Raw genomic sequence first — 20,461 nt, forward strand, 5'->3', positions numbered from 1 at the left:
GGCAGGCAACCGGGCACTCGGAGGACATAAATCACTACTCCTACGAGGAGCGTGCAACCCATGTCCACGGGAACACTTCTGGCGATCATCATTGCGATCGTGGTGGTGCTCGCCCTGGCCGCTGTGGCGGTCTCACTCATGATGCGACGCCGCCACCTCCGCGAACGCTTCGGCCCGGAGTACGAACGGACCGTCGAAGACTCCGACAGCAGGCGCACCGCCGAGCGCGAACTCAGGGAACGCGAGAAACGGCACGACGCGCTGGACATCAAACCACTGCCTCCGGTCTCACGTGACCGCTACACGCGCGAATGGAGCAGCGTCCAGCAGGAGTTCGTGGACCGGCCCGAGGACGCGGTGCACGACGCGGACCAGCTGGTGACCTCCCTGATGCACGACCGCGGCTACCCGACCGAAGGGTTCGAACAGCAGATGAAGGACCTCTCGGTGGAACACGGGCGCACCCTCGAGCACTACCGCGCTGCGCACGAGGTGGAGACCTTCAGCACCCACAGCCAGGCAACGACCGAGCAATTGCGGGGCGCCATGGTGCACTACCGCGCCCTGTTCAACGAGTTGCTCTCCGACGGCGGCCGGGCCCAGCCCGCCCGGTCCTGACGCCGACCCCGGCCCCGACCCTGCATGGAGGAACCCCCATGCACAGCAACGACGACACAGACCGCACCACCGGCGGCCTGACCACCGAGGACCTCGCACAGCCCTCGGGCGCCACCACCAGGACGCCGGGAGAAACGGAGGAAGCCTCCGCGAAAGCCCCGAGGTACCCCGGTGAGAGCACCGCGACGCCCCAGACACGGCGCTCGGCCAGCGAGGCCGACGGAGACCGGTCCCCCGCCGGATCCGACGCCCGAGCCGCCACCCCGGGCGCCCCGGACACCACGGACACTTCAGAGGACGATGCTCCACAGCTTCTGACGGAGGACGAGGACCAGGATTTCCGCGACCGCTGGCAGAAGACCCAGAACAAGTTCGTGGACGATCCCCGCGAGGCCGTACACGACGCCGACGCCCTCGTCGCAGACGTCATGCAGACCCTGGCCACCACGTTCGCCCAGCACAAGAAGGACCTGGAGGGCCAGTGGGGGCAGGGCGAGCAGGTGGACACGGAGGAACTGCGCAGGGCTCTACGTCGCTACCGTTCCTTCTTCAACCGGCTGCTCACCACGTGAGATCCCTTCCTCAAGCCCGGGCCACCAAGGGACGCCGTCGCACAACTCACGGCCCCGGCCACGACGGCGAACGTCCAGCCACCGCACCCCGTCCGGCCCGGTCGCCATCGCCCGAGTCCAGGTCGTCACCCAGTCCGCGTCCGCGATCACTGACATGCCGCGCTCGACCACTGCGGCAGAGGACACACCGTTCCGGGAGGACACCCTCGTCCGGCATCACGGCGGCGACGGCCCCGCGGCTCTAACCGCAGCGGCGGCAGGTGGCCCGGCCGACCACTCCGGTCAGCGATGGCCTCCTCCAGCCGCTCGATCATCGCGTCGAAGGACCGATCACGTGGCGTGTTTGGCTCGGCAGAGGCCGGCTGATTACGGCACGGTGAAGCGGCTACTCGGAACACATGAGACTCAGCACCCTCCCACACCGAATTCCCGCGGCGGCCGGACGGCTCCTGCCCCATGCAGAAGGCCCTGGCCATGTCGTGCAAGCCGTCGACCGGTTGGAACGCTTCTCCAGCGCCGACACGTTGCTCGGGGTCGTGCAGCGGATGGTGCAGGCGGTTCCACTCGGCCGGGCCAGAGACGGTTTGCACGGGCGTTGGCTGGGTCATCCGGTACACCCGCTGCTGGTACAGATCCCCCTCGGCAGCTGGCTGTCGGCCGCAGTCCTCGACGCATTGCCCGGCCAGCGACGCGCCGCACGCACATTGATCACCGTCGGCCTGCTGGCTGCGGCACCGGCTGCGGCGTCAGGGTGGGTGGACTGGGCGGAACTGAGCCACCGCCAGATGCGTGTCGGCATCGTCCATGCCGCAGCGAACATCACGAGTGTCGCCCTGTACGCCGTGTCCCTCACCGCTCGTCTGCGCGGGCATGAAGCCAAAGGCCGGATGTACGGCTGGGCAGGGCTCAGCGTCGTCGGTATCGGCGGCGCGCTCGGCGGCCACCTCGCCTACCACCAGGCGGCCGGCACCAACCACGCCGCAACCGTCCCTCAGATGGTGGAGCCGGGCTGGCACTACGTCGCCGACCTCTCCGACCTTCCGCAAGGCCGACCGACACGCCGGGACCTCGACGGCGTCGCCGTGGTCGCCGTCCGCCAGCCGGACGACAGGGTGCACGTGCTGGCCGAACACTGCAGCCACCTGGCGGGCCCCCTGTCGGAAGGGACCCTGGAAGACGGCTGTCTGCGCTGCCCCTGGCACGGCAGCACCTTCCGACTGACCGACGGCTGGAACGTCACGGGTCCAGCCACCGCGCCTCAGCCCGCCTTCGACACCCGCATAACCGACGGCCGGGTGGAAGCACGGCTGCGCACCTGACACCGCCCCCAACGGGCAGCACCCCCGCCTGCATCGGCGGCGCAGGCACGACGGCAGCCGCACCGATTCAGTTCACCAGCCTGCAGCCTGCAACCTGAACGACGCCCAGCCCACCCCACGGACCGAGGGCGGCTGGAAGCAGCTCCGTACTCCGTACTTCGAAGAGGACGCCCGGGAGCAAACCTGAGACGAGTTCGGTCATGAAGCTCACGCCTCGGATCGGATCCCGCTATCCGAATGCCTGGGCCGCTCGGACTTACGATGACTGGTGTCGCACCACGGGTAGATCTGGCTGCGTCTACAGGTGCACAGGGCGACACAGAACCGGTTCGACCTCACGAGGGTGCCGTCCTCCAGGGTGATCTCCACCGGTCCTTCAACCAGCAGCGGCCCTGCACGCTGAGCCACTACGCGGCGGCAGCGTTCATCCGAGTCGTACAGCACGAATGATCACCAGCTCTTCCCTCTCGTCGCTGCCTTCGACCAGACCACAGCTGCGCAGCCAGCCGCTCCTGGACCGCAGGACGGGGCCGAAGGCGATGTAGTGGTGTTCAACGATCCCGGCGCGCAACCCCACCGCCTGCAACTGCCGCAGCGACTCTTCCGGACGGCTCAGGGCGGACTGGACCAGCAGCAGCACCCCGCCGGGCCGCAGGAGCAAGGGCGCGTGCCGGCATATTCGATCCAGCACCAGGCGTCCATCACGCCCGGCGTCCCAGGCCCGTGTGGGCCCCCGCCGGGGGCACGACGCGGCGGGTGCCGGCACGTAGGGCGGGTTGGCGAGGATGAGGTCGAAAGACTGTTCCGACACCGGGGCCAGCAGGTCGCCACGTCTGACGCGCAGCGGGAGACGGGCCAGCACCGCGTTGACCTTGGCGTTGAGAGCAGCTCGCCAGGAGATGTCGACGGCTGTGACGCGCGCGCCGAGCCGGGCCGCGGCCATGGCCACCGCACCTGTTCCCGTGCCCACGTCGAGGACTTCGGCCTGCGAGGGAAGAGGCTCATGGTGCAGGTACCGGATGAGTAGGTCGGTATCGTCCTGCGGGGTGTAGACACCAGGCAACGTAACGGTGGTCATGCGGATCTCGTCTCCGGTTCTTGTGGATGCGAGCCCACCTGCTCGTCGGTGGAGGGTCCGTCAGACAGGTGTACGCAGCGATGACTTCCCGGCCCGCCACGCGCCGAGGAGACGCTCGGCAAAGCGGTCTTCGAGACAGGTGGTGGCGTCCACGCCGAAGGCGACGTCGTCCTCGAGGCGGGGCTCCTCCTCGAGGAGGCCCGCAACGACTTCCCGGCGAACGACCTGTTCGTGCACGGCGTCGGCCTCGACGTGCTCGTCGTAGAAGTGCTCGGCAGGAGGTCCGGCGCCGGTGCGCCTCATGGCCTGCGCAAGGCGCCGTGACCCCGGGGGCGAGGTGATTTCGACGGCGGCGAAATGTCCCACCAGGGCCCCTCGCAGAGCGCGGTGCAGACCGAAGAGGGACATCATGTTCACGAGGGCGAGGGCTTCGCCACCGGTCGCATCGAGATAGTGTCCGTACGAGGTGTCCAGGGCGAGGTCGGCCATGAGATCGGCGAACAAGCGGGCGTGCACGCGCTCCGCGCGGCCTCCTCCGAACTCGTCGAACTCCACGGCCGCCATTCCCGCCTTCGCCCGGCCCCACAGTCGGGGCAGCACCCACGCATGCGGGTCGGCGTCCTTGAGGTGGTACAGCGACCGTTGGGCGGCGTACTCGCGCAGCTGCCCCAGCTCACCCTTGTCCTGCAAAAAGTGGCTGACGCCGGTGCCGTCGACAGGCTGGACGAGCAACTCGCCCAATGCCTCATCGGCGCGCCTGTGCCGTGGTGCTCCGTCGCGCAGGGCCCTGAGGAACGACTTCTCCAGGACTACCCGGATCTTGAGCAGGTCGGGGTCCCATTCCCGGTCCGGATCGACACCGGCGAACCCCCGGTAATGCACCTCTTAGCAGATATACAGGGCCAGCTGCAAATCTTCCCCGAGCGGGGCCACGCCGATAACCTCCATTTCACCCGGAGACGGTCCCGCATTCCGCAAGTATTCGATAATCGCCGCCGAGACCCAACCTCGGGAAGACGGCAAAGTCGGCTCTACCGATGTGAAATCCATGGGCACCGAGTACCCGTGACCCAGACCATCTCACAGGAGCGCTTGCGGCGGATGGGCGTTGACGTCGTTTACCTACAGAAATGACTTCCGATCCGAGCTTGGAGCGGAACTCGAGAAGCAGGACAACATAGCTGCCCAGGTCGTCGACCTCGACGACTGCGGGCACGGAGCCGCCGGAGCGCAGGGGGGCGATGTCCCTGGGCTGACATCTCCTACTGTTGTCCGCCTCCGAGGTTGGGCGTGGATTACAAGGCCAAAGGGAGGGGTGGCGTGATGAGGAAATGCCCAGGGAGGCCACCGTGACCCGCCATATCGCAATCTTGCCGTCCGGCGGCTCCGCACCGTCAAGATCGCGTTACTTCACCTGGTCGCTCCTCCCTACCTCGGAGCACGTCCGCGCTGACTGCGCCGGCGCATGACCAGGGCACTCGTGCGCCGTACAGCCCGCGGCTCCGCAGCTCTCCGTCGCGCCTCGACGAGGAGTATCCTGCTGATTACCGAGAGCACCTCGTACACCGGCTTCCAAGCCGACGTCGTTCTCGGCGTTTCACGACAACCGGGCCGGCCGTGACCGGCCCGGGGTTGGGTCCGCATCATGACCGCGACCATTCTGTTGACGCCCGCGGTCGAGGAGCGGGACCCCCCGTCCGCCGTCTGCCTGCTGGCGCCCGGCCGCGACCGGTGGGACCTGCTGGTGGGGCCGCCCGCTGCCACGGACGCGGAGGCCAGGCGGCTCATGGAGGGTATGGCCATCGCTTCGAAGGACAGCGTGGGGTGGTGATGACCAACGGGCTCAACATGATGGTGCGCCATGCCCCACCGCTGATCGCGTGCACCATCGGCCCCTGGGACCACAACTACCCAGGCCCTGGCCGAAACAGAGCGCGTCATCTCGGTCCCGACGGCCGGCATGGCCGCCACCGTGGTCGACATCGGCAACTGCTCGGGCGCCGATGTCGACCCGTTCGAGGAGTTCGACCTGACCGCCGTGACCGGCGAGAAGGTCCAGGCACCACTCGTGGCCGAATGCTTCGCCACCATCGAGAGCAGGCTCGCCGACAGCAGCCTCGTGGCCCCCTTCAGCCTCTTCCTGCTGGAGCCCGTCTCCAAGGAGCAGGGGAGGTGATGCGGTGTCCGGCGTCTCCGCCTACTGGATGAGCTCCCACTCCTGCGAGCCGTCCGTGGCCGCGTTCTGCAAGGTGAGCGGCGCGCCGTCGGACGTGCCGGTCAGGAACAGGTTCGTGTTCTTGACCGACTGGAGCTTGTAGAAACCGTCAGCGGTCGTGATCAGGTTCCAGCTGCCGGTGGCACTGTTGTCGACCCACTGGCCGATCCGCTGCCCGGCCGTCGCGTTGCCGGTCCAGATGGCTGCCGCGCGACCGCCCGACTTGTTCAGCAGCGTCACGCCACCGTTCGGCTCGGTCACCACGTGCCAGTACTGGGTGTCCGGGTTCGCCACGGAGCCGGGGTCCTCCAGGACGACGTCGGGGACGTCTCCGTTGCCGATGTTCGCGTCGTTGGTCTTGCCGCCGGTACCGATCACCTGGTCGGTCTTGCGGTTCACCAACTGGTAGTAGGCGCCGTCCGATTGACCGAGGTCAACCTCGGCGTAGGCGATGGTCGAGGTGCCCTGGTTGTTGAGGATCACGATGCGGCCGGTGCCGTCGACGTACTGCAGGTTGCGGCTGTAGCCGGCCTTCGAGGTCGTCTGGTACTCCTTCCACACGCCGTCGCTGCGCCCGCTCTCGTTCACCCAGACGTTGCCGCTGCCGGCCGCGTTGTAGACCAGGCGTCCGCCGGGCAGCCTGATGACGACCGGACTGCCGCCGGTGGCGAGCGGCCGGGAGCCGGTGTCTACCGGCAGCGAGGTGACGGCGTCGCCGGTGGCCGAACTCCGGTAGAACTGCAGTGGGTTGTCGGCGATCACGTACCGGGTGTTGGCTCCGCCGCCCCAGTACTCGAAGGTGAGCAGCCATTTGCCGTCCGTGGTCCGGACGACGTTCGCCATGCCCGGCCGCCCGCCGCCGATCTCCGTCTTGCCGCCGCCCATGCTCTGGGTCAGGCCGGCGATGTCGACGACGGGCGCGCTCCACTGCGTGCTGCGGCCGTCCCAGGTCTTGTGGGCGAGGATCTGGCCGTGCGAGTCCGTGGCGGAGTCGTTGGCGGGGTCGAGGGCCGGAACGCCGGTGGTCGCGTCGAAGCCGGTGTAGTCGTTCTCGTCGGAGTAATAGCAGAGGAGTTGGCCCTTGTAGACCATCAGGTACGGCTCCCAGACGGGGTCCACCTGCTGGTGTGTGTTGGCCGTCGCGACGTTCTGGCCGATCGCGCCCGCGCTGCCGCCCTGCCAGCCGCCCGTCGCGACGACGTTGACGACCTTCCACGAGGCGCCGTCGTCGGTGCTGGAGTACAGCGCGATGGCGAGGTCGCTGCGGTCGCCGTCGTTGGAGGGCGTCCAGTTGGGGTCGGCCGCCTTGTGCTCCCTGTAGTACTGGTCGTCGCCCGACACGACACTCGCGAGGAGCAGGGTGCCCTGCTTGAGGTTCCCGACGTCCTGGGGAAGCGTGTAGAGGTAGGGGTTCGTCCAGTTGCTGGTGTACTTGGCGTACTTGGGGTCGCTGGAGAGGTAGGCCGGAGCCTTGACCTCGGACAGCGGCTGCCAGGTCGTTCCGTGGTCGTCGCTCTTGTAGACCGGGAGCGTCTGTCCGTCGGCGCTGCCTGTCGCCGGCACGACGGTGGACTTCTCGAAGGACGCGACCAGACGTCCGCTCGGCAGCTGCGCCGACTTCGGGTAGACCGCGCAGTTGCCCCGCCCCTTCAGGCACGGCTCGCTACCGAGCTGGTAGAGGATGCCGCCCGTCGGGTTGTACGCCTGCGCACTGGTGGTCATGGGTATCGCCAGTATCGCGGACGCCGCGACGAACGTGCCCAGCGCCTTCAATGTTCTTCTTCCTCGCACGGTTACTCCTTCGGCTTCGGGGAGACGAGTACGCGTACGTCCCACGGGCCGAGGTCGAGCGCCGTGCCCGCGGGGAGGGTCGTGCCGTTCAGGGCGTCGGAGAGGTCGACCGGCGCCGCAACGCGGGCCGGCTCCCAGCTCCAGTTGTGGACGATGTGCACACGGCGTCCGTCGGGCGCCGTGCCGGTGGTCGTCGTGACGGACGCCGGCAGGTCGGCCCAGCCGCTGCGGGCGGCCGGCGCCAGCCACTCGGCCAGGGCACGCGCGAGGTCGCGGCCTGGCACGGTGCCGACGTACGTGACGCGACCCTCGCCGTGACGGCGCGTGGTGACGGCAGGCCAGCGGCCGAAGTGCGGGTGCTCGTACGTGGCGAGGATCTCGGCGTCGGTGACGGTGAGGCCGTCGGCCCAAGCCGTCGCCGTGGCGCTCTCCGGCAGGGTCAGCGAACTCCCGGACGCTGTGCAGACCGGGACGGTACGCGCCAGGTTGCTGAACTCGTCGTAGCTGAGACCCGCGGCGTCCGTGAGACGGGCCGGAGCCGGTTCGTGCCGGGCGCGTGCCTCGTGATCGGCATAGCCCGTGCGGGGGCCGAGGACCAGGTGGCCGCCGGCGTGGGCGTAGGCGGCGAGCCAGTCGAGCGTGGTGTCGTCGGCGAGGTACAGGGCGGGGACGACGAGGACGGGGTGGCGGCGCGCGGCCTCGCCGGGGGCCATGCCTTCGCGTTCGCTTCGTGGGTCATGCAGTTGGCGGGCGTGGACGACGCGTACCTGGCGGCCGGCGTCGAAGGCGCCACGGTAGAAGGGATCGAGGATGCGGTGGTAGGCGGCCGGGTCCGGTTCGCCGTCGGGGGTCGCGAGAGGCGGATGCTTCTGCATCAGCCACTTGCTGGGGGTGGAGTAGACGATCGTGATGTCGGCGTCCGGTTCGAGTCCGGCGACGAGGGGTCCTACGGCCTCGAACTCCTCCCCCAGCCGCGCGAGTTCGGCATACGTGCGGCCCGGTCGGCCGCTGTGCGGCAGGACTCCGCCCCAGTAGGTCTCCGCACCGAAGCGCAGGGTCTGCCACTGCCAGTACTCGATCATGCGAGCACCGCGGCCGACGAGGGCCCAGGCGGCCTGGCGCCACTGGCCGTCATAGGCGGGGCGGTTGTCCCATGCCATGCCGATGGAGTTGGCGTTGGTCTCGGTGACCAGGAAGGGCGCCTGGCGGGAGGAGAACATCCAGTCGGCGGTCTGGTAGAGCGACCAGACGCCGGTGGTCTTCCACTTCTGCTCGTGGTCGTCCGGTGTGGGGTCGGGCAGGAGCAGGCCGTCCTGCATGTCGTAGTACGGGTTGCCGGTGGCGATGTCGAGGCGGTCGGTCAGTTCGTCGTCCGCGACCGCCGGGCGGGTGTAGGAGATGCAGGTGGTGACGAACTGCTCGGGGCGGGCGTACTCGCGGACGATGTCGGCCTGCCAGCCGATGAACTCGGTGCACTGGCGGGCCTGGAACTCCCGCCAGGCGACGTCGTACTGAGGCTGTGCGTTGCCGTCCGGGGTCCACAGGTCGGCCCAGGTGGACAGGCGGTGGGACCAGTAGACCAGGCCCCATTCGCGGTTGAGGGTCTCGACGTCGCCGTACTTGGCGCGCAGGTGGTCGGTGAAGCGCTGGAAGACGCCGTGGTTGTGGAAGAGCTCCAGGCCCGGTTCGTTGTCGACCTGGAAGCCGATGACGGCCGGGTGGTCGGCGTACCGGGCGACGATCTTGCGGATGATCCGTTCCGCGTGGAAGCGGAACGCGGGGTGGGTGAAGTCCACTTCCTGCCGGGCGCCCCAGCCGATGCGCTCGCCGGTGCGCCGCTCGCCGGTGATCTCCGGGTACTGCCGGGCCAGCCACGGTGGTACCGCGTAGGTCGGGGTGCCGAGGATGACGGAGATGCCGCGCTCGTGGGCGCCGTCCAGCACCGGCTGGAGCCAGTCCAGTTCGAAGCGGCCGTTCTCGGGCTCCCAGGTGGACCAGACCGACTCGCCGACCCGGATGACGGTGAAGTGCGCGTCGGCCATCAGGTCGAGGTCGGTCTTGAACTGCTCGTCGGGCCGTACGTCCGGACCGTAGGCGGGGTGGTACTCGTGGTAGTAGGCAGCGCCGAACAGCACGCGGGCGGGCAGTTCCGCCATGAAGAAACCTCCGGAGAGTAGGGGGAGTTACTGCTTGACGCCGCCGGTCGCCAGGCCGCTCTGCCAGTACCGCTGGAGCAGGAGGAAGGCCAGGACGAGCGGGACGATCGAGATGAGGGAGCCGGTGACGACGAGGGCGAGCATGTCGCTGCTGGCTCCGGCGCCGCCGTTCTGGGCCTGGTCGGCCCAGCGGGAGAACCCGACCGTGATGGGGTACAGGTCGGGGTCGTTGAGCATGATCAGCGGCAGGAAGTAGTTGTTCCAGGTGGCGACGAGCGTGAACAGGATGACGGTCACCAGGCCGGGTGCCAGCAGCCGCAGCGCGATCGTGCAGAAGATCCGGAGCTCTCCGGCGCCGTCCATGCGCGCGGCCTCGATGAGGCTGTCGGGGACGGCGTCCTCGGCGTAGATACGCATGAGGTAGAGGCCGAAGGGGCTGATCAGGGAGGGCAGGATGACTGCCCAAGGGGTGTTGACCAGGCCCGCTTTGGCGAAGAGCAGGTAGGTGGGGATCGCCAGGGCGGTGGTCGGGATCATGATGGCGCCGAGGACGAGGTTGAAGGCCGCGCCGTGGCCGCGGAAGCGGTATTTGGCGAATCCGTACCCGGCCGCCGCCGCCAGCAGCGCGGCGCCGAGCGCGCTCACCCCGGCATACAGGACCGTGTTGAGCAGCCAGCGCCCGTAGACGCCGTCGTCCTGGGTGAAGGTGGCCTTGATGTTCGCCGGCAGTTGCGGGGCGTGCGAGAACCACAGGCCGAAGGTGTTGAACAGGTCCTGGGTGCTCTTGGTGGAGGCGACCAGCAGCCAGAACAGGGGAAGCAGGAAGTACGCCAGGACGGCCAGCATGGCGATCGTGAGCGGGGTGCTGCGGCGGTGGAGCGACGGCGACCGGCGCCGCGGGCAGGACGGGTCGGGGAGACCCTTCGCCGTCGGGGCGGTCGAGGCGGTGGGCGTCACGGTGCTCATGAGGTCCTCCTGCGGTTCGCCGTGAGCAGGAAGGCGTAGGACACGATCACGATGACCAGCCCGAGGATGAAGGACACCGTGGCCGCGTAGTTGGTCTGCTGGCTGATGAACGCGACGGAGTAGGCGTAGAGGTTGGCGGTGTAGGAGCTGTCGATGACGTCCGGGGCGACCTTCATCAGCAGGTTCGGTTCGTTGAACAGCTGAAAGCTGCCGATCACCGAGAACAGCAGGGTGAGGGTCAGCGCCGGGCGCAGCGCGGGGAGTTTGATGGACCAGGCGATCCGCCAGGCTCCGGCACCGTCCATGGCGGCCGCCTCGTACAGCTCGGCGGGGATCGTGCGCAGGGCGGCGTACAGGATGATCATGTTGTAGCCGACGAACTCCCAGGTCACGATATTGGCGAGGCTGCCGAGCATCCAGCTGTCGCTGAGGAAATGCGGGGCCGGCAGGTGGAGATCGCGGCTGATCTGGGCGAACGGCCCGAAGTCGGGGCCGTAGAGGTAGCCCCACATGAGCGTGGCGATCACGCTCGGCACGGCGTACGGAACGAAGATGCCGAGTCGGATGACTCTGGCGAGCCGCAGCAGGCCGCTGTCCAGCGCGAGCGCGAAGACCAGGGCCAGCAGCAGCATCACGGGGACCTGGATCAGGAAGAACAGCGCGACGCGGCCGATGCCCTTGAGGAGGAGCGGGTCCTTCAGGGCCGTCACGTAGTTGTCCAGGCCGACGAACGTCGAGCCGCCGATCAGCCGCTCCTGGAAGAGGCTCAGGTAGGCGGCGTAGCCGAGCGGGGCGAGGAAGAGCAGCAGGAACAGCACCATGAACGGGGCGATGAACAGGGCTCCTGCCGCGCCGTGGCGCCGGCGGGGCGGGGACTTCGTGCGGGCGGCCACTGTCGTGGGGGTCGCTGTGGGGGTGGCCATCGTCATCCTCCCTTGACCGTGAAGCCCTGGCTCTTGGCGAAGGTCGTGATGCGCGACTGCCACGAACCGAGCGCGCGGACGGTGTCGGTCTTGTCGGCGAGAGACTTGCCGACGGTTTCCGTCCAGTCCGTGGCCACCCGGTCGAGGAACGGCGGCCACTGGAACGAGGGATCGACCTTGGTGCTGATGTCCGCGAAGACCTCGTTGACCTTCTGGCCGCCGTAGAAGTCGGGCGTGTCCCCGAGGAATGCGGCGTCGGCGAGCAGCGTCTTGGTGGCCGGGAAGAAGAACTGCTCGGTGGCGAACATCCTGGCGCTGGCGGGGTCACTGTTGAGGAACTGCGCGAACATCGCGGCCGCGATCGGGTTCTTGGTGGAGCGGATGACCGCGGTGGTGGAGCCGCCCCAGTTGCCCGAGCTGGGCTTGGCGGCGTCCCACTGCGGGAGTGGGGCCGCGCGCCACTTGCCCGACGTGGCCTTGGCGGAGCCGGAGAGGAAGGCCGGGCCCCAGGCGCCGGTGAGCCAGGTGGCGTACTTGCCCTTGTTGAGGGCCGCGTACCAGGAGTCGGTGAAGTCCGGCTCTACGCCGATCACGCCGTCCTTGGCGAGGGTTCCCCAGTACTCGCCGAGCTTCTTCGAGACCGCGTCGTCGACGCTGACGGTGATGTCGCTCTTGCCGGAGGTCACATACGGCTTGGCGCCCGCCTGCCAGAGCAGGCCGTGCCAGGCGGCGACCTGGTTGGCGGCGAGGTTGGTGAGGTAGACGTCCGGGTCGGCCTTGTGGAGCTTGCGCGCCGCGGCGGCGAACTCGTCCCAGGTGGTGGGGACTTCGATCCCGTGCTTGTCGAAGATGTCCTTGCGGTACAGCATGCCCATCGGGCCGGTGTCCTGGGGTATCGCCCAGACCTCACCGCCGCTGCCGCTCACCTGGCCCCACGTCCAGTCCACGAACTTGGCCTGGAGCCCGGAGGCGCCGTATGGGCGAAGGTCCAGCAGGCTGTCGGTGATGGTGAAGGTCGGGATGGCCTGGTACTCGATCTGCACCATGTCGGGCGCGCCGCTGCCGGCCTTCAGCGCGGTGCGCAGCTTGGTGTACTGCGGGGTGCCCTGACCGGCGTTGACGACCTTGACCTTGACGGCCGGGTACTTCTTCTCGAAGAGGGCGACCTCCTTGTCGATGTTCGGGACCCAGGTCCAGAACGTCAGCTGGGTCGGGGTCTTCATGGCCTTGTCGATGTCGGCCTGGCTGACGGGCTTGGTGGAGGAGCCGCCGGTGCCGCCGCTGTCACCGCCGCAGGCGGACAGGGTGGCGGCGAGCGACAGTGCGCCGGTGGCGGCGAGGAAGCCCCGGCGGCTCAGGGACGAGGGGCTGGAGAAGGGTCCGGACATGGTGAACTCCCGCAGAAGGGTGTGAGCTACCGGCACACCGGGCGGCGGCGTGCTGAAGCTCGATTCGGTGGTCTGAGGCGTGTTGTGCGGCGTGACGGGCGGGGCAGGGAGGGCGGGCCGGTCAGGGGACGTCCCTCGCCGCCTCTCGCGGGCTCCGGCCCGCGCGCGTCATCCGTGCTGTGTGCTTGTGCCGAGTACGGGTACTGAGGAGCCGCACCGGAAAGGGCGCGAGCGGGAACGGCGGCCGGTGCGGGCCCTGGTCGAGGCCCCGGAAGCGGCGTCGGGTGCTGCGGAGAAGCCGAGCACGAGATGAGATGTGCGGCGGGGCTGGCTCTGGTGTGGGCGGACCTCCGTCGGTCAGAGGGACTCCGGTGGCCCGGGGGCTAGCGGGGCGGCGGGGGCGCGGACGAGGAGCGGACGACGAGTTCGACCGGTGGGTCGGTCATCGGCAGCGGGTCACCCTGCGGGTTGTCGATGGCGTGCACCAAGAGCTTCAGGCCGTCCTGTGCCATGGCGTCGAACGGCTGACGCACCGTGGTCAGCGGCGGGGTCACGTAGGCGGCGACCGGGATGTCGTCGAAGCCGACCACGCTGACGTCCTCCGGCACGCGCCGCCCGGCTTCCGTCAGCGCTCGGATCAGACCGATGGCCATGTCGTCGTTGGCGGCGAACACCGCGGTAACGCCGAGGTCGGCGACCAGTTCACGGCCGGCCTCATGGCCTGAGGCGGCTGACCAGTCGCCCACGACGACCGGCGGCTCTGCCCGGCCGTGCGCGGCGAGCGCCGAGCGCCACCCGTCGAGACGGTCCCGGGCCGAGTACCAACGCTGCGGACCGGCCAGGTGGTGGACGGTGGTATGGCCCAACTCCAGCAGGTGCTCGGTGGCAGCCCGTGCCATCTGGCTGGAGACGATCCCTGCCGTCACCACGTGGGGGGCGGCGAAGGGCGGAGGTGCACCGAGGACGAGGACCGGCACGTCGACCCGTACGGAGAGATCCGCGCCGTCCTCCTCGTCGATCGGCTCGGAGATGACGATGCCGTCCACGCCCTGGTCCAGGAGCGAGTCCACGGCCCCGGCGATGCCCGCCGTCTCGCCTTCCATGGTGTTGACCACGCGGAGTGCGTAGCCGCTGTCCCGCACGGCACGTTCGACGCCCATGAGCAGTGAGGCCGGACCGAACAGGGCGGTGCCGAGTGTCACCACACCGATGGACCGGGTGCGTCCGGAGGCCAGGGCGCGAGCCGCGTTGTTCGAGCGGTAGCCAAGTTCCTCGGCCGCTGCCAGGACACGACGGCGCACGTCGGCGGAGACGTACGGCTCGTCGTTCATGACCCGGGACACCGTCTTCTGCGACACGCCCGCCAGCCGCGCCACATCCACACTGCGTGGCGCGGCTCCCGCACCGCGTCCTGCCACTGGTGTCATGGTGCCTCCCGATCTTCGACAGCCGAATCCTAGTCCCGATCGACCCTCTGACTGCGCTGTCATGACTGCGCAGTCATATCTACGCAACGGGGCAGGACGCGTCAAGACTTCGCGCAACATCTCGGTAATCCGGTCTTGCCGGCGGAGTCACGCCTGCGAGCCTGTCGTACCAAGCGGAGGGGCGGGTGACAGTCGGCGCGGAACGCCCACCTGCCCCAAAGCGCGCATCGCCGGGGACTTGACCAGGTTCAGAGCGAGTGAACGTGCCTCGTCGCCCGCCGTACCACGGGGGCAGTCCGGCCCAGCACACCACGGCGGGCAGCAGCGGAATGAGGCGGCGATGGCGATCATCACCAGAAGCAGGACCTCGTCTCCACTCCCCCGAACCGTGCAGCAGATGGTCGAACTCGGCTGTCTGCCTCAGCCGAGGGGGTCCGCCCGGCCGCCCCGGATCGGCATCGCCCCTCACGATCATCGAGCCCGACCTCTGCCGGATCGTCCAGGCCGAGGCCCAGGCCAAGGACGGGGCAATCCTTGTCCGGCAAGCGGAGCTTGTACGTCGGCGGCGATCAGGCTCCCCGAGCGAGATTCCTGACGGCCTCTTCGCCCGCGACGCGCTGTAACTGGCCCTGACAGGAGCGACCTTGCCATCGGTGCCCTCTGCCTCGCCGCGAAGACCGACATCGCCGCCGACCTGCGGCGGCACAACGCCCCAGCCGGTTCTGAGGTGGGAACGGCGGGGCAGCAGGACGTCGCGTGACGGACATCCGGTGACTGGCGTGCACGACGTCCGTGCCCCAAGCCGGCCGGGCAACGGGAGCCAGCCGGTGCGAACGCCGCCGTCGACGACGCAACAGTCGTCCCCGACAGCGGCCGACGCCCCTCGCGTATCCCTCCGGAGGTGTCAGTTCAGGGCCTTGACGAGGCGTTCGATCCGCGCCGCGACCTTCTCGGCGGTGCCCTCGACGTAGAAGCCGTCCCGTGCCTCGTAGGTGAAGTTGTCGTAGTTCCAGCGGTCGGGCATGTTCTTGGCGCCGCCCTCGAACATCGACATGACGAAGGTGCTGGCGAACGGGGACGCCTTGCGGATGGCGTTCGCCGTGCTGGTCGACAGTTCCGGCTCCACGCCGGCGAACACGCCCTTGCCGACCTGGAAGACCCAGATCGGCACCTCGGCGGTGTCGGTGGGCGTGTAGGTGGCGGTCTTCACCGGGCCCGTGGGATGGTCGGTCTCCATCTCGGTGGTGGTGACGTCGTCGGTGAGCAGACGGACCGTGACGTTCTTGCCGCTCTCGTACCTGGTGATGGCCTGGGACACCCGCACGATCTCGTTGCCCAGACGCTCGCCCTGCGCGGTCAGCAGTGCGAAGCCGGCGTCGTGCAGGTCGACGCCGTAGGTCCACGCCCCGTTCTTGTCGATCGTGTACCGCTTCGAGCGGTAGGCCGGGAACTGGTCGCCGCAGGCGCCGACGAGCCAGAAACCGACGGCGCCGGGGTACTGGCTCTCCACGTGCGCGGTGGCGGCGCCGGCCAGGTCGGCGGTGATCGGCAGGCTGCCGTCGCTCATGACGGAGTCCTGCATCACACACGACTGCACGTTGTAGTTGGTCAGGACAGCGATCGGGTTGCCGTCGAGATCGTTGAACCGGGCGACGTACACGCCGTGGTCCGAGGTGCCCTGCTCGTTGACGCCCAGCCAGTAGCCGTCCGCGGTGGGCACGTTGCGGTTGACGTTGACGTCGGCCTCACCGCGGCCGTAGCCGACCTGGGCGTCCTGAAGGTTCCTGACCGCGTCGGCGACCGCGCTCTTGGTGGCGGTGACGATGTTCTGCACGTACGTCGCCGCACCCGCCGACGAGCTGCTGCCCGCGACGTGCGGTGCGGAGAAGCAGTGCGTGACGGTGACCATGATGTTCGCCGCTGCGATGCCGGTGGCCGCGGTGATGGCCTCACGCATCAGTCCGATCGCCTCGGCACTGATCGAGGTGAGGTCCAGCACGGCCAGGGCGACACGACGGGAGCCGGACTCGACCAGCAGGACACGCGCATACAGATCGTCGTGCACCGAGGTGAAGTTGTCCAAGGGCAGGATCGAGGCACTGGGCGTGAACGCGGCCTTGCCTGCGCCCACCTTCAGTCCGGTCGCCGTCTTCGTGGCGGCCCCGGCTGCCGTCGCGCTGCCCACGACGGCCGTGGCCGCCACCGCGAGGGTCGTCGCCGCGACGAACGAGCGGCGGCTCACGTCCCCGGAGAAGCCGGCTTCGTCCATCTCGTTCTCGTTTCGCTCAGACATCGCAGTCCTCCACAGGAAAAAGACAGGCCCGTAACCGACTGCCGGCGCTTTCGGCCGATTGACTCGGCGTGCGCCGACAGCGGCGCCATAACACCGAGGAAGCATCACAGCGGCTCCAGGAAACAACAATTCGCGGGACGCAACCTCAGCTTTCACGGCAGGTATCGACGACTTGATTTCGTAGAGAGCCTTCTCGCCATGCCCGGCGAGAACACCGGTCGGACGCACGCCGTAAACCCGCCCGATCGCATCACACGGAATACAGCGCAACCTCACAGGACGAATTCACAGTTTCCTCAGAGCCTCGGATGCCTTGCCGACCCTAGCCCTGAGAAGCGACACTCCGGCGATCCATGCCACCGGTACCGCCGACCCGGGCGACGGAGGTGCCGCCGAGGTGCCGCGCACCTCGGCCGTCCCCGCCGCGGCCGCGCCCGTTCCCGTCGGGAGTGCGGCCGCGCCCGTCCCCGTCGGGAGTGTCGCCACGGATTCCCGCGTACGGTCGACGGCGCTGTCGGCACAAGCACCCGCTGGATGTCCTCGTCGGACTCGGGGCGTGCGGCCCGCGGTCAGGTTGCCTCCCATGAAGCACACAGTCCGTCAGGCAGTCTGGAATTCGCACCAGGAGTGGATGGTCCCGGCGGGCGGACGGTGGGCCGGATCAGGCCGGCCGTGGCCGAGAGGGCGCCGCCCCGGAGCGAAGCCCATAGCCTGGAAACCGGAGCGAACTCCATGGCCAAGAAAAGGAAGGCCACGGGTTCGTCTCGTGCTCTATCGGTCCTCGTGGTCCGGAAGTCGGCCGAACCATGACGAGTTCGCCGACGAAGTGGCAGGCGCCGTGCTGCCCGGCCGGGCTGAGGGCGAGCCGCGGATCGCTTTCCGTGTAAATCGTCCGCTACGGACGCGCCAGTGGACCGATCGCGCACGGGAATGGACGCACCAGTGGACCGATCGCGCGCGGGAAAGGACGCGGCAATCGGAGACGGATTCGCCGGGCTCGACAGGTCGCCTGGGAGGACGACGCGTTTCCGCTCGGGCCCGCTCGACGGTCGGTCAGCACGCTGACGCCGCCCCTGCGTCACGGCACGCGGTCGCCGCAGCACGACGAACATGCTCGCCGGCGACACCAGGTCGCGTCCGCCGCGCGCTGCGCCCACGACCACCGGGTTGTCTCGTCTCGGCCGGGATACTCACGGCCCTCCCGGAGCTGTCCCGGGCCCCGCCGGGCGTGTCCGGCGCGCACCGGCCTCGGTCTGCACGGAGATCTCGTGTGCACCCTCGGCAGCCGACGCCGGCCCACGGCACGCCGCGGCAGACGCGATTGCCGCGGTTGCCGCGGTTGCCGCGTCAAGACCCGGTCACGGCCCGTACACGAAACACTTTCGGAAACCTGCCCGTGACACGCCGCTGCCGCATCCCAATACTGTCCTCACATTTGTGTCCCGCCCATTCCTGCCAGAGGAACCGCCCAAAGGAACCGATTTGATGCGTACTTTGATGCAAAAGGTGTTCGGGGCAGCAGCCGCCGCAGGCATCGGTGTTGCATTCACCATCGTCGCCGCGACGGGCGCGTCGGCATATCAGCCGAGCCCCGCGAACCTCTATACGGCGACGAATTCTGCCGCCTGCAACAAGAGTCCCTGCGTGCTCTACCCGAAGTCGGCCCAGTTGCCCAGCGGGCGCATCGTGGCGACCTTCGAGGACAGCGAGAGCGCTCCGGTGGGCCAGACGATGCCCATCTACAAGAGCGACGACGACGGCACGACCTGGGCGAAGCTCGCCGATGTCAAAGCGCCCGCCTATCTGTCCACCGACTCCACGTACGCGAAATACACGAGCAACTGGACGAACCCGTATCTGTATGTTCTTCCGCAGAACGTCGGGAATCTAAGCGCGGGCACGCTCCTTCTCGCGAGCATCGTCTCGGGGGACGACTACTACTACGCGGAGCAGAAGGCGGCGAACTCCAGCTGGACGCCGACCAGCGACGGCGACCGCAAGAACGTGGCGCTGGCCCTGTACTCCAGCACCGATGACGGGGCGACCTGGAGTTTCCAGAACATCATCGCCGCCGGTGGCTGGCAGGGCGGTAGCGCGGGCAGCCTCGGCCGTACCTCGACCGCCAATACGTACAAGCAGGTCGACCCGGTGTGGGAGCCGCATCTGCTGGCCCACAACGGGCAGCTGATCGCCTACTACTCCGACGAGAACGACTACACGGGCTACGACACCAGCACCGGAGCACTTACCCTCGACCCCGCCAACGACACGGCGACGGACTCCGGCGGCCAGGTCCTCATGCACCGGACCTGGGACGGCACCAGCACGTCGTCCTGGAGCAGTCCGGTCGTCGACGTTCCCGGCTCGACCGTGGACATGGGCAACGGCAAGACGGAGATCGGCGGCGGACGCCCCGGTATGACGACCGTCGCGCCCACCACCGACGGCAAGTGGATCATGACGTACGAGTACTGGGGCGGCGGGACGAACGTCCGGTACCGGATCGCGGACGACCCGCTGAAGTTCTACGCGGGCACGGACGCGGCGATCACCTCGTTGCCGGTGCCCTCAGGGGGCAGCACGCTGTCGACGGGCGGCAGTCCGGTACTCCTCCCGATGCCCGACGGACGGATCGTCTACAACGCGGCCGGCAGCGGGAGCGTATGGGTGAACGAGTCGGGGCTGAGCACCGGCACCTGGAAGCAGTACCAGACGCCGATCGCCGCCGGGTACAGCCGCGACCTCCAGTACGTCGACGGAACTGGACGCGTGCTGATCCTGCAGGCGTCCTGGAGCGGCACGAGCGTCGGCCCCGTGAAGTACGCCGAGGTCGATCTCGGCCGGTCCGACGGCGCCTACTACACCCCCGTCAACCGGCTGACCGGTCAGGCACTCGCCCCCGCTTCCGGCAAGACGCAGGACGCCAACCTCACCGGCAACGTCCCCGACCTGGTCACGAGCGCCGTAAGCGCCTCGGACGACACCCAGCGCTGGCACACCACGGCCAAGGGCTCCGGCATCACCCTGCTCAACAAGGCCGGCGGCCGCGCGGTCGCCATCTGGACCGGCAGTGCGACGGCCGGACAGAAGCTGACCCAGTGGGTCGACGACGGCGCCACCGACAAGCAGTGGACCCTGGTCGCCTCTTCGACCAGCGGCTACTACAAGCTCCGCTCGGTGCTCAACACGGGCCTCTACATGACGGGCGCGACCGCGGGCGGCTCCGTCACCGTGGCCGCGTCGACCACCGACGGCTCGCAGGACTGGCAACTGGTCCAGGACCCGCTCCCCACGGACTCGACGTTCACGCTGAAGGGCGGCTACTCCGGCCGCTGCCTCGACGTCCCGAACGGCGCGACCGGTGTCCAGGTGCAGATCTACGACTGCTCAGGCAACGCCAACCAGACCATCACCCAGACCACCGCGGGCGAGCTGCGGATCTCCGGGAAGTGCCTGGCCGCGAACGGCGACGGCACCACGGCGGGCACCCAGCTGATCCTGTGGGCCTGCAACGGCAAGAGCAGCCAGAAGTGGTCGTTCCGCCTGGACAAGACCATCGTCAACCGATCGAACGGACTGGTCATCGACGTCACCAACTGGGGCACGGCGAACGGCTCGAAGGTCGAGCTGTGGACCGGCCTCGGCACTGCCACCCAGCAGTGGAGCAGAGGCTAGGAGTCGCATCAGCGGGTGCCGGAGGCTTGTCTGCCGGCAC

General features: G+C 68.6%; 15 protein-coding genes and 1 pseudogene. 6 read left to right on the plus strand and 10 right to left on the minus strand.

Annotation, left to right across the window (positions count from 1 at the left end; translation table 11 throughout):
* Nucleotides 1–60 precede the first annotated feature (60 nt).
* From ABT114_RS29775 to ABT114_RS29785, 3 genes are all read left to right on the plus strand, one after another.
* Nucleotides 61–618: a hypothetical protein gene (locus ABT114_RS29775; RefSeq protein ID WP_351145966.1), complete on the plus strand. Its 558-nt coding sequence runs from the start codon at nt 61–63 to the stop codon at nt 616–618.
* Nucleotides 619–656: 38 nt separating this feature from the next.
* Nucleotides 657–1,190, plus strand: coding sequence for a hypothetical protein (locus ABT114_RS29780; RefSeq protein ID WP_351145967.1), 534 nt, complete (start codon nt 657–659; stop codon nt 1,188–1,190).
* A 398-nt stretch (nt 1,191–1,588) separates the two neighbouring features.
* Nucleotides 1,589–2,509 carry a Rieske (2Fe-2S) protein gene (locus ABT114_RS29785; protein ID WP_351145968.1) on the plus strand — a complete coding sequence of 307 codons (921 nt, stop codon included), beginning with the start codon at nt 1,589–1,591 and terminating at the stop codon, nt 2,507–2,509.
* A gap of 207 nt (nt 2,510–2,716) precedes the next feature.
* Here the strand turns inward: ABT114_RS29785 and ABT114_RS29790 are convergent, their stop codons facing one another.
* From ABT114_RS29790 to ABT114_RS29800, 3 genes and pseudogenes are all read right to left on the minus strand, one after another.
* On the minus strand, nt 2,717–2,950 hold the full coding sequence (locus tag ABT114_RS29790; RefSeq protein ID WP_351146122.1) for a CDGSH iron-sulfur domain-containing protein: 234 nt from the start codon (nt 2,948–2,950) through the stop codon (nt 2,717–2,719).
* Nucleotides 2,934–3,587, minus strand: coding sequence for a HemK2/MTQ2 family protein methyltransferase (locus ABT114_RS29795; protein WP_351145969.1), 654 nt, complete (start codon nt 3,585–3,587; stop codon nt 2,934–2,936). Before ABT114_RS29795 ends, ABT114_RS29790 begins: the two co-directional genes overlap by 17 nt.
* 60 nt (nt 3,588–3,647) lie before the next feature.
* A pseudogene (locus ABT114_RS29800) lies at nt 3,648–4,637 on the minus strand (iron-containing redox enzyme family protein).
* A gap of 595 nt (nt 4,638–5,232) precedes the next feature.
* Here ABT114_RS29800 and ABT114_RS29805 point away from each other — a divergent pair.
* Together ABT114_RS29805 and ABT114_RS29810 are read left to right on the plus strand one after the other, a co-directional pair.
* Complete coding sequence (locus tag ABT114_RS29805; RefSeq protein ID WP_351145970.1) at nt 5,233–5,418, plus strand: hypothetical protein; 186 nt, start codon at nt 5,233–5,235, stop codon at nt 5,416–5,418.
* 129 nt (nt 5,419–5,547) lie between these two features.
* The gene (locus tag ABT114_RS29810) at nt 5,548–5,763 is read left to right on the plus strand and encodes a flavin reductase family protein (RefSeq protein ID WP_351145971.1); all 216 of its coding nucleotides are present in this window, start codon (nt 5,548–5,550) and stop codon (nt 5,761–5,763) included.
* A gap of 21 nt (nt 5,764–5,784) precedes the next feature.
* Here ABT114_RS29810 and ABT114_RS29815 read toward each other — a convergent pair whose 3' ends face one another.
* The 7 genes from ABT114_RS29815 to ABT114_RS29845 form a co-directional block, all read right to left on the minus strand.
* Nucleotides 5,785–7,524 carry an RICIN domain-containing protein gene (locus tag ABT114_RS29815; protein ID WP_351146123.1) on the minus strand — a complete coding sequence of 580 codons (1,740 nt, stop codon included), beginning with the start codon at nt 7,522–7,524 and terminating at the stop codon, nt 5,785–5,787.
* A 71-nt stretch (nt 7,525–7,595) separates the two neighbouring features.
* Nucleotides 7,596–9,749 carry a beta-galactosidase gene (locus ABT114_RS29820; protein ID WP_351145972.1) on the minus strand — a complete coding sequence of 718 codons (2,154 nt, stop codon included), beginning with the start codon at nt 9,747–9,749 and terminating at the stop codon, nt 7,596–7,598.
* A gap of 27 nt (nt 9,750–9,776) precedes the next feature.
* Nucleotides 9,777–10,715, minus strand: coding sequence for a carbohydrate ABC transporter permease (locus tag ABT114_RS29825; RefSeq protein ID WP_351145973.1), 939 nt, complete (start codon nt 10,713–10,715; stop codon nt 9,777–9,779).
* Nucleotides 10,712–11,638, minus strand: coding sequence for a carbohydrate ABC transporter permease (locus ABT114_RS29830; RefSeq protein ID WP_351145974.1), 927 nt, complete (start codon nt 11,636–11,638; stop codon nt 10,712–10,714). Before ABT114_RS29830 ends, ABT114_RS29825 begins: the two co-directional genes overlap by 4 nt.
* Nucleotides 11,639–11,640: 2 nt before the next feature.
* Nucleotides 11,641–13,026, minus strand: a complete 1,386-nt coding sequence (locus ABT114_RS29835; RefSeq protein ID WP_351145975.1) for an ABC transporter substrate-binding protein — start codon at nt 13,024–13,026, stop codon at nt 11,641–11,643.
* Nucleotides 13,027–13,409: 383 nt separating this feature from the next.
* Nucleotides 13,410–14,453, minus strand: a complete 1,044-nt coding sequence (locus ABT114_RS29840; protein ID WP_351145976.1) for a LacI family DNA-binding transcriptional regulator — start codon at nt 14,451–14,453, stop codon at nt 13,410–13,412.
* A 904-nt stretch (nt 14,454–15,357) separates the two neighbouring features.
* Nucleotides 15,358–16,746: a hypothetical protein gene (locus tag ABT114_RS29845; RefSeq protein WP_351145977.1), complete on the minus strand. Its 1,389-nt coding sequence runs from the start codon at nt 16,744–16,746 to the stop codon at nt 15,358–15,360.
* A gap of 1,485 nt (nt 16,747–18,231) precedes the next feature.
* Between ABT114_RS29845 and ABT114_RS29850 the strand changes: the two genes are divergently transcribed.
* Nucleotides 18,232–20,421, plus strand: a complete 2,190-nt coding sequence (locus tag ABT114_RS29850) for an RICIN domain-containing protein (protein WP_351145978.1) — start codon at nt 18,232–18,234, stop codon at nt 20,419–20,421.
* Nucleotides 20,422–20,461 lie beyond the last annotated feature (40 nt).

It is taken from the genome of Streptomyces sp. NPDC002088 (genome assembly GCF_040296605.1).
Lineage (GTDB): Bacteria > Actinomycetota > Actinomycetes > Streptomycetales > Streptomycetaceae > Streptomyces.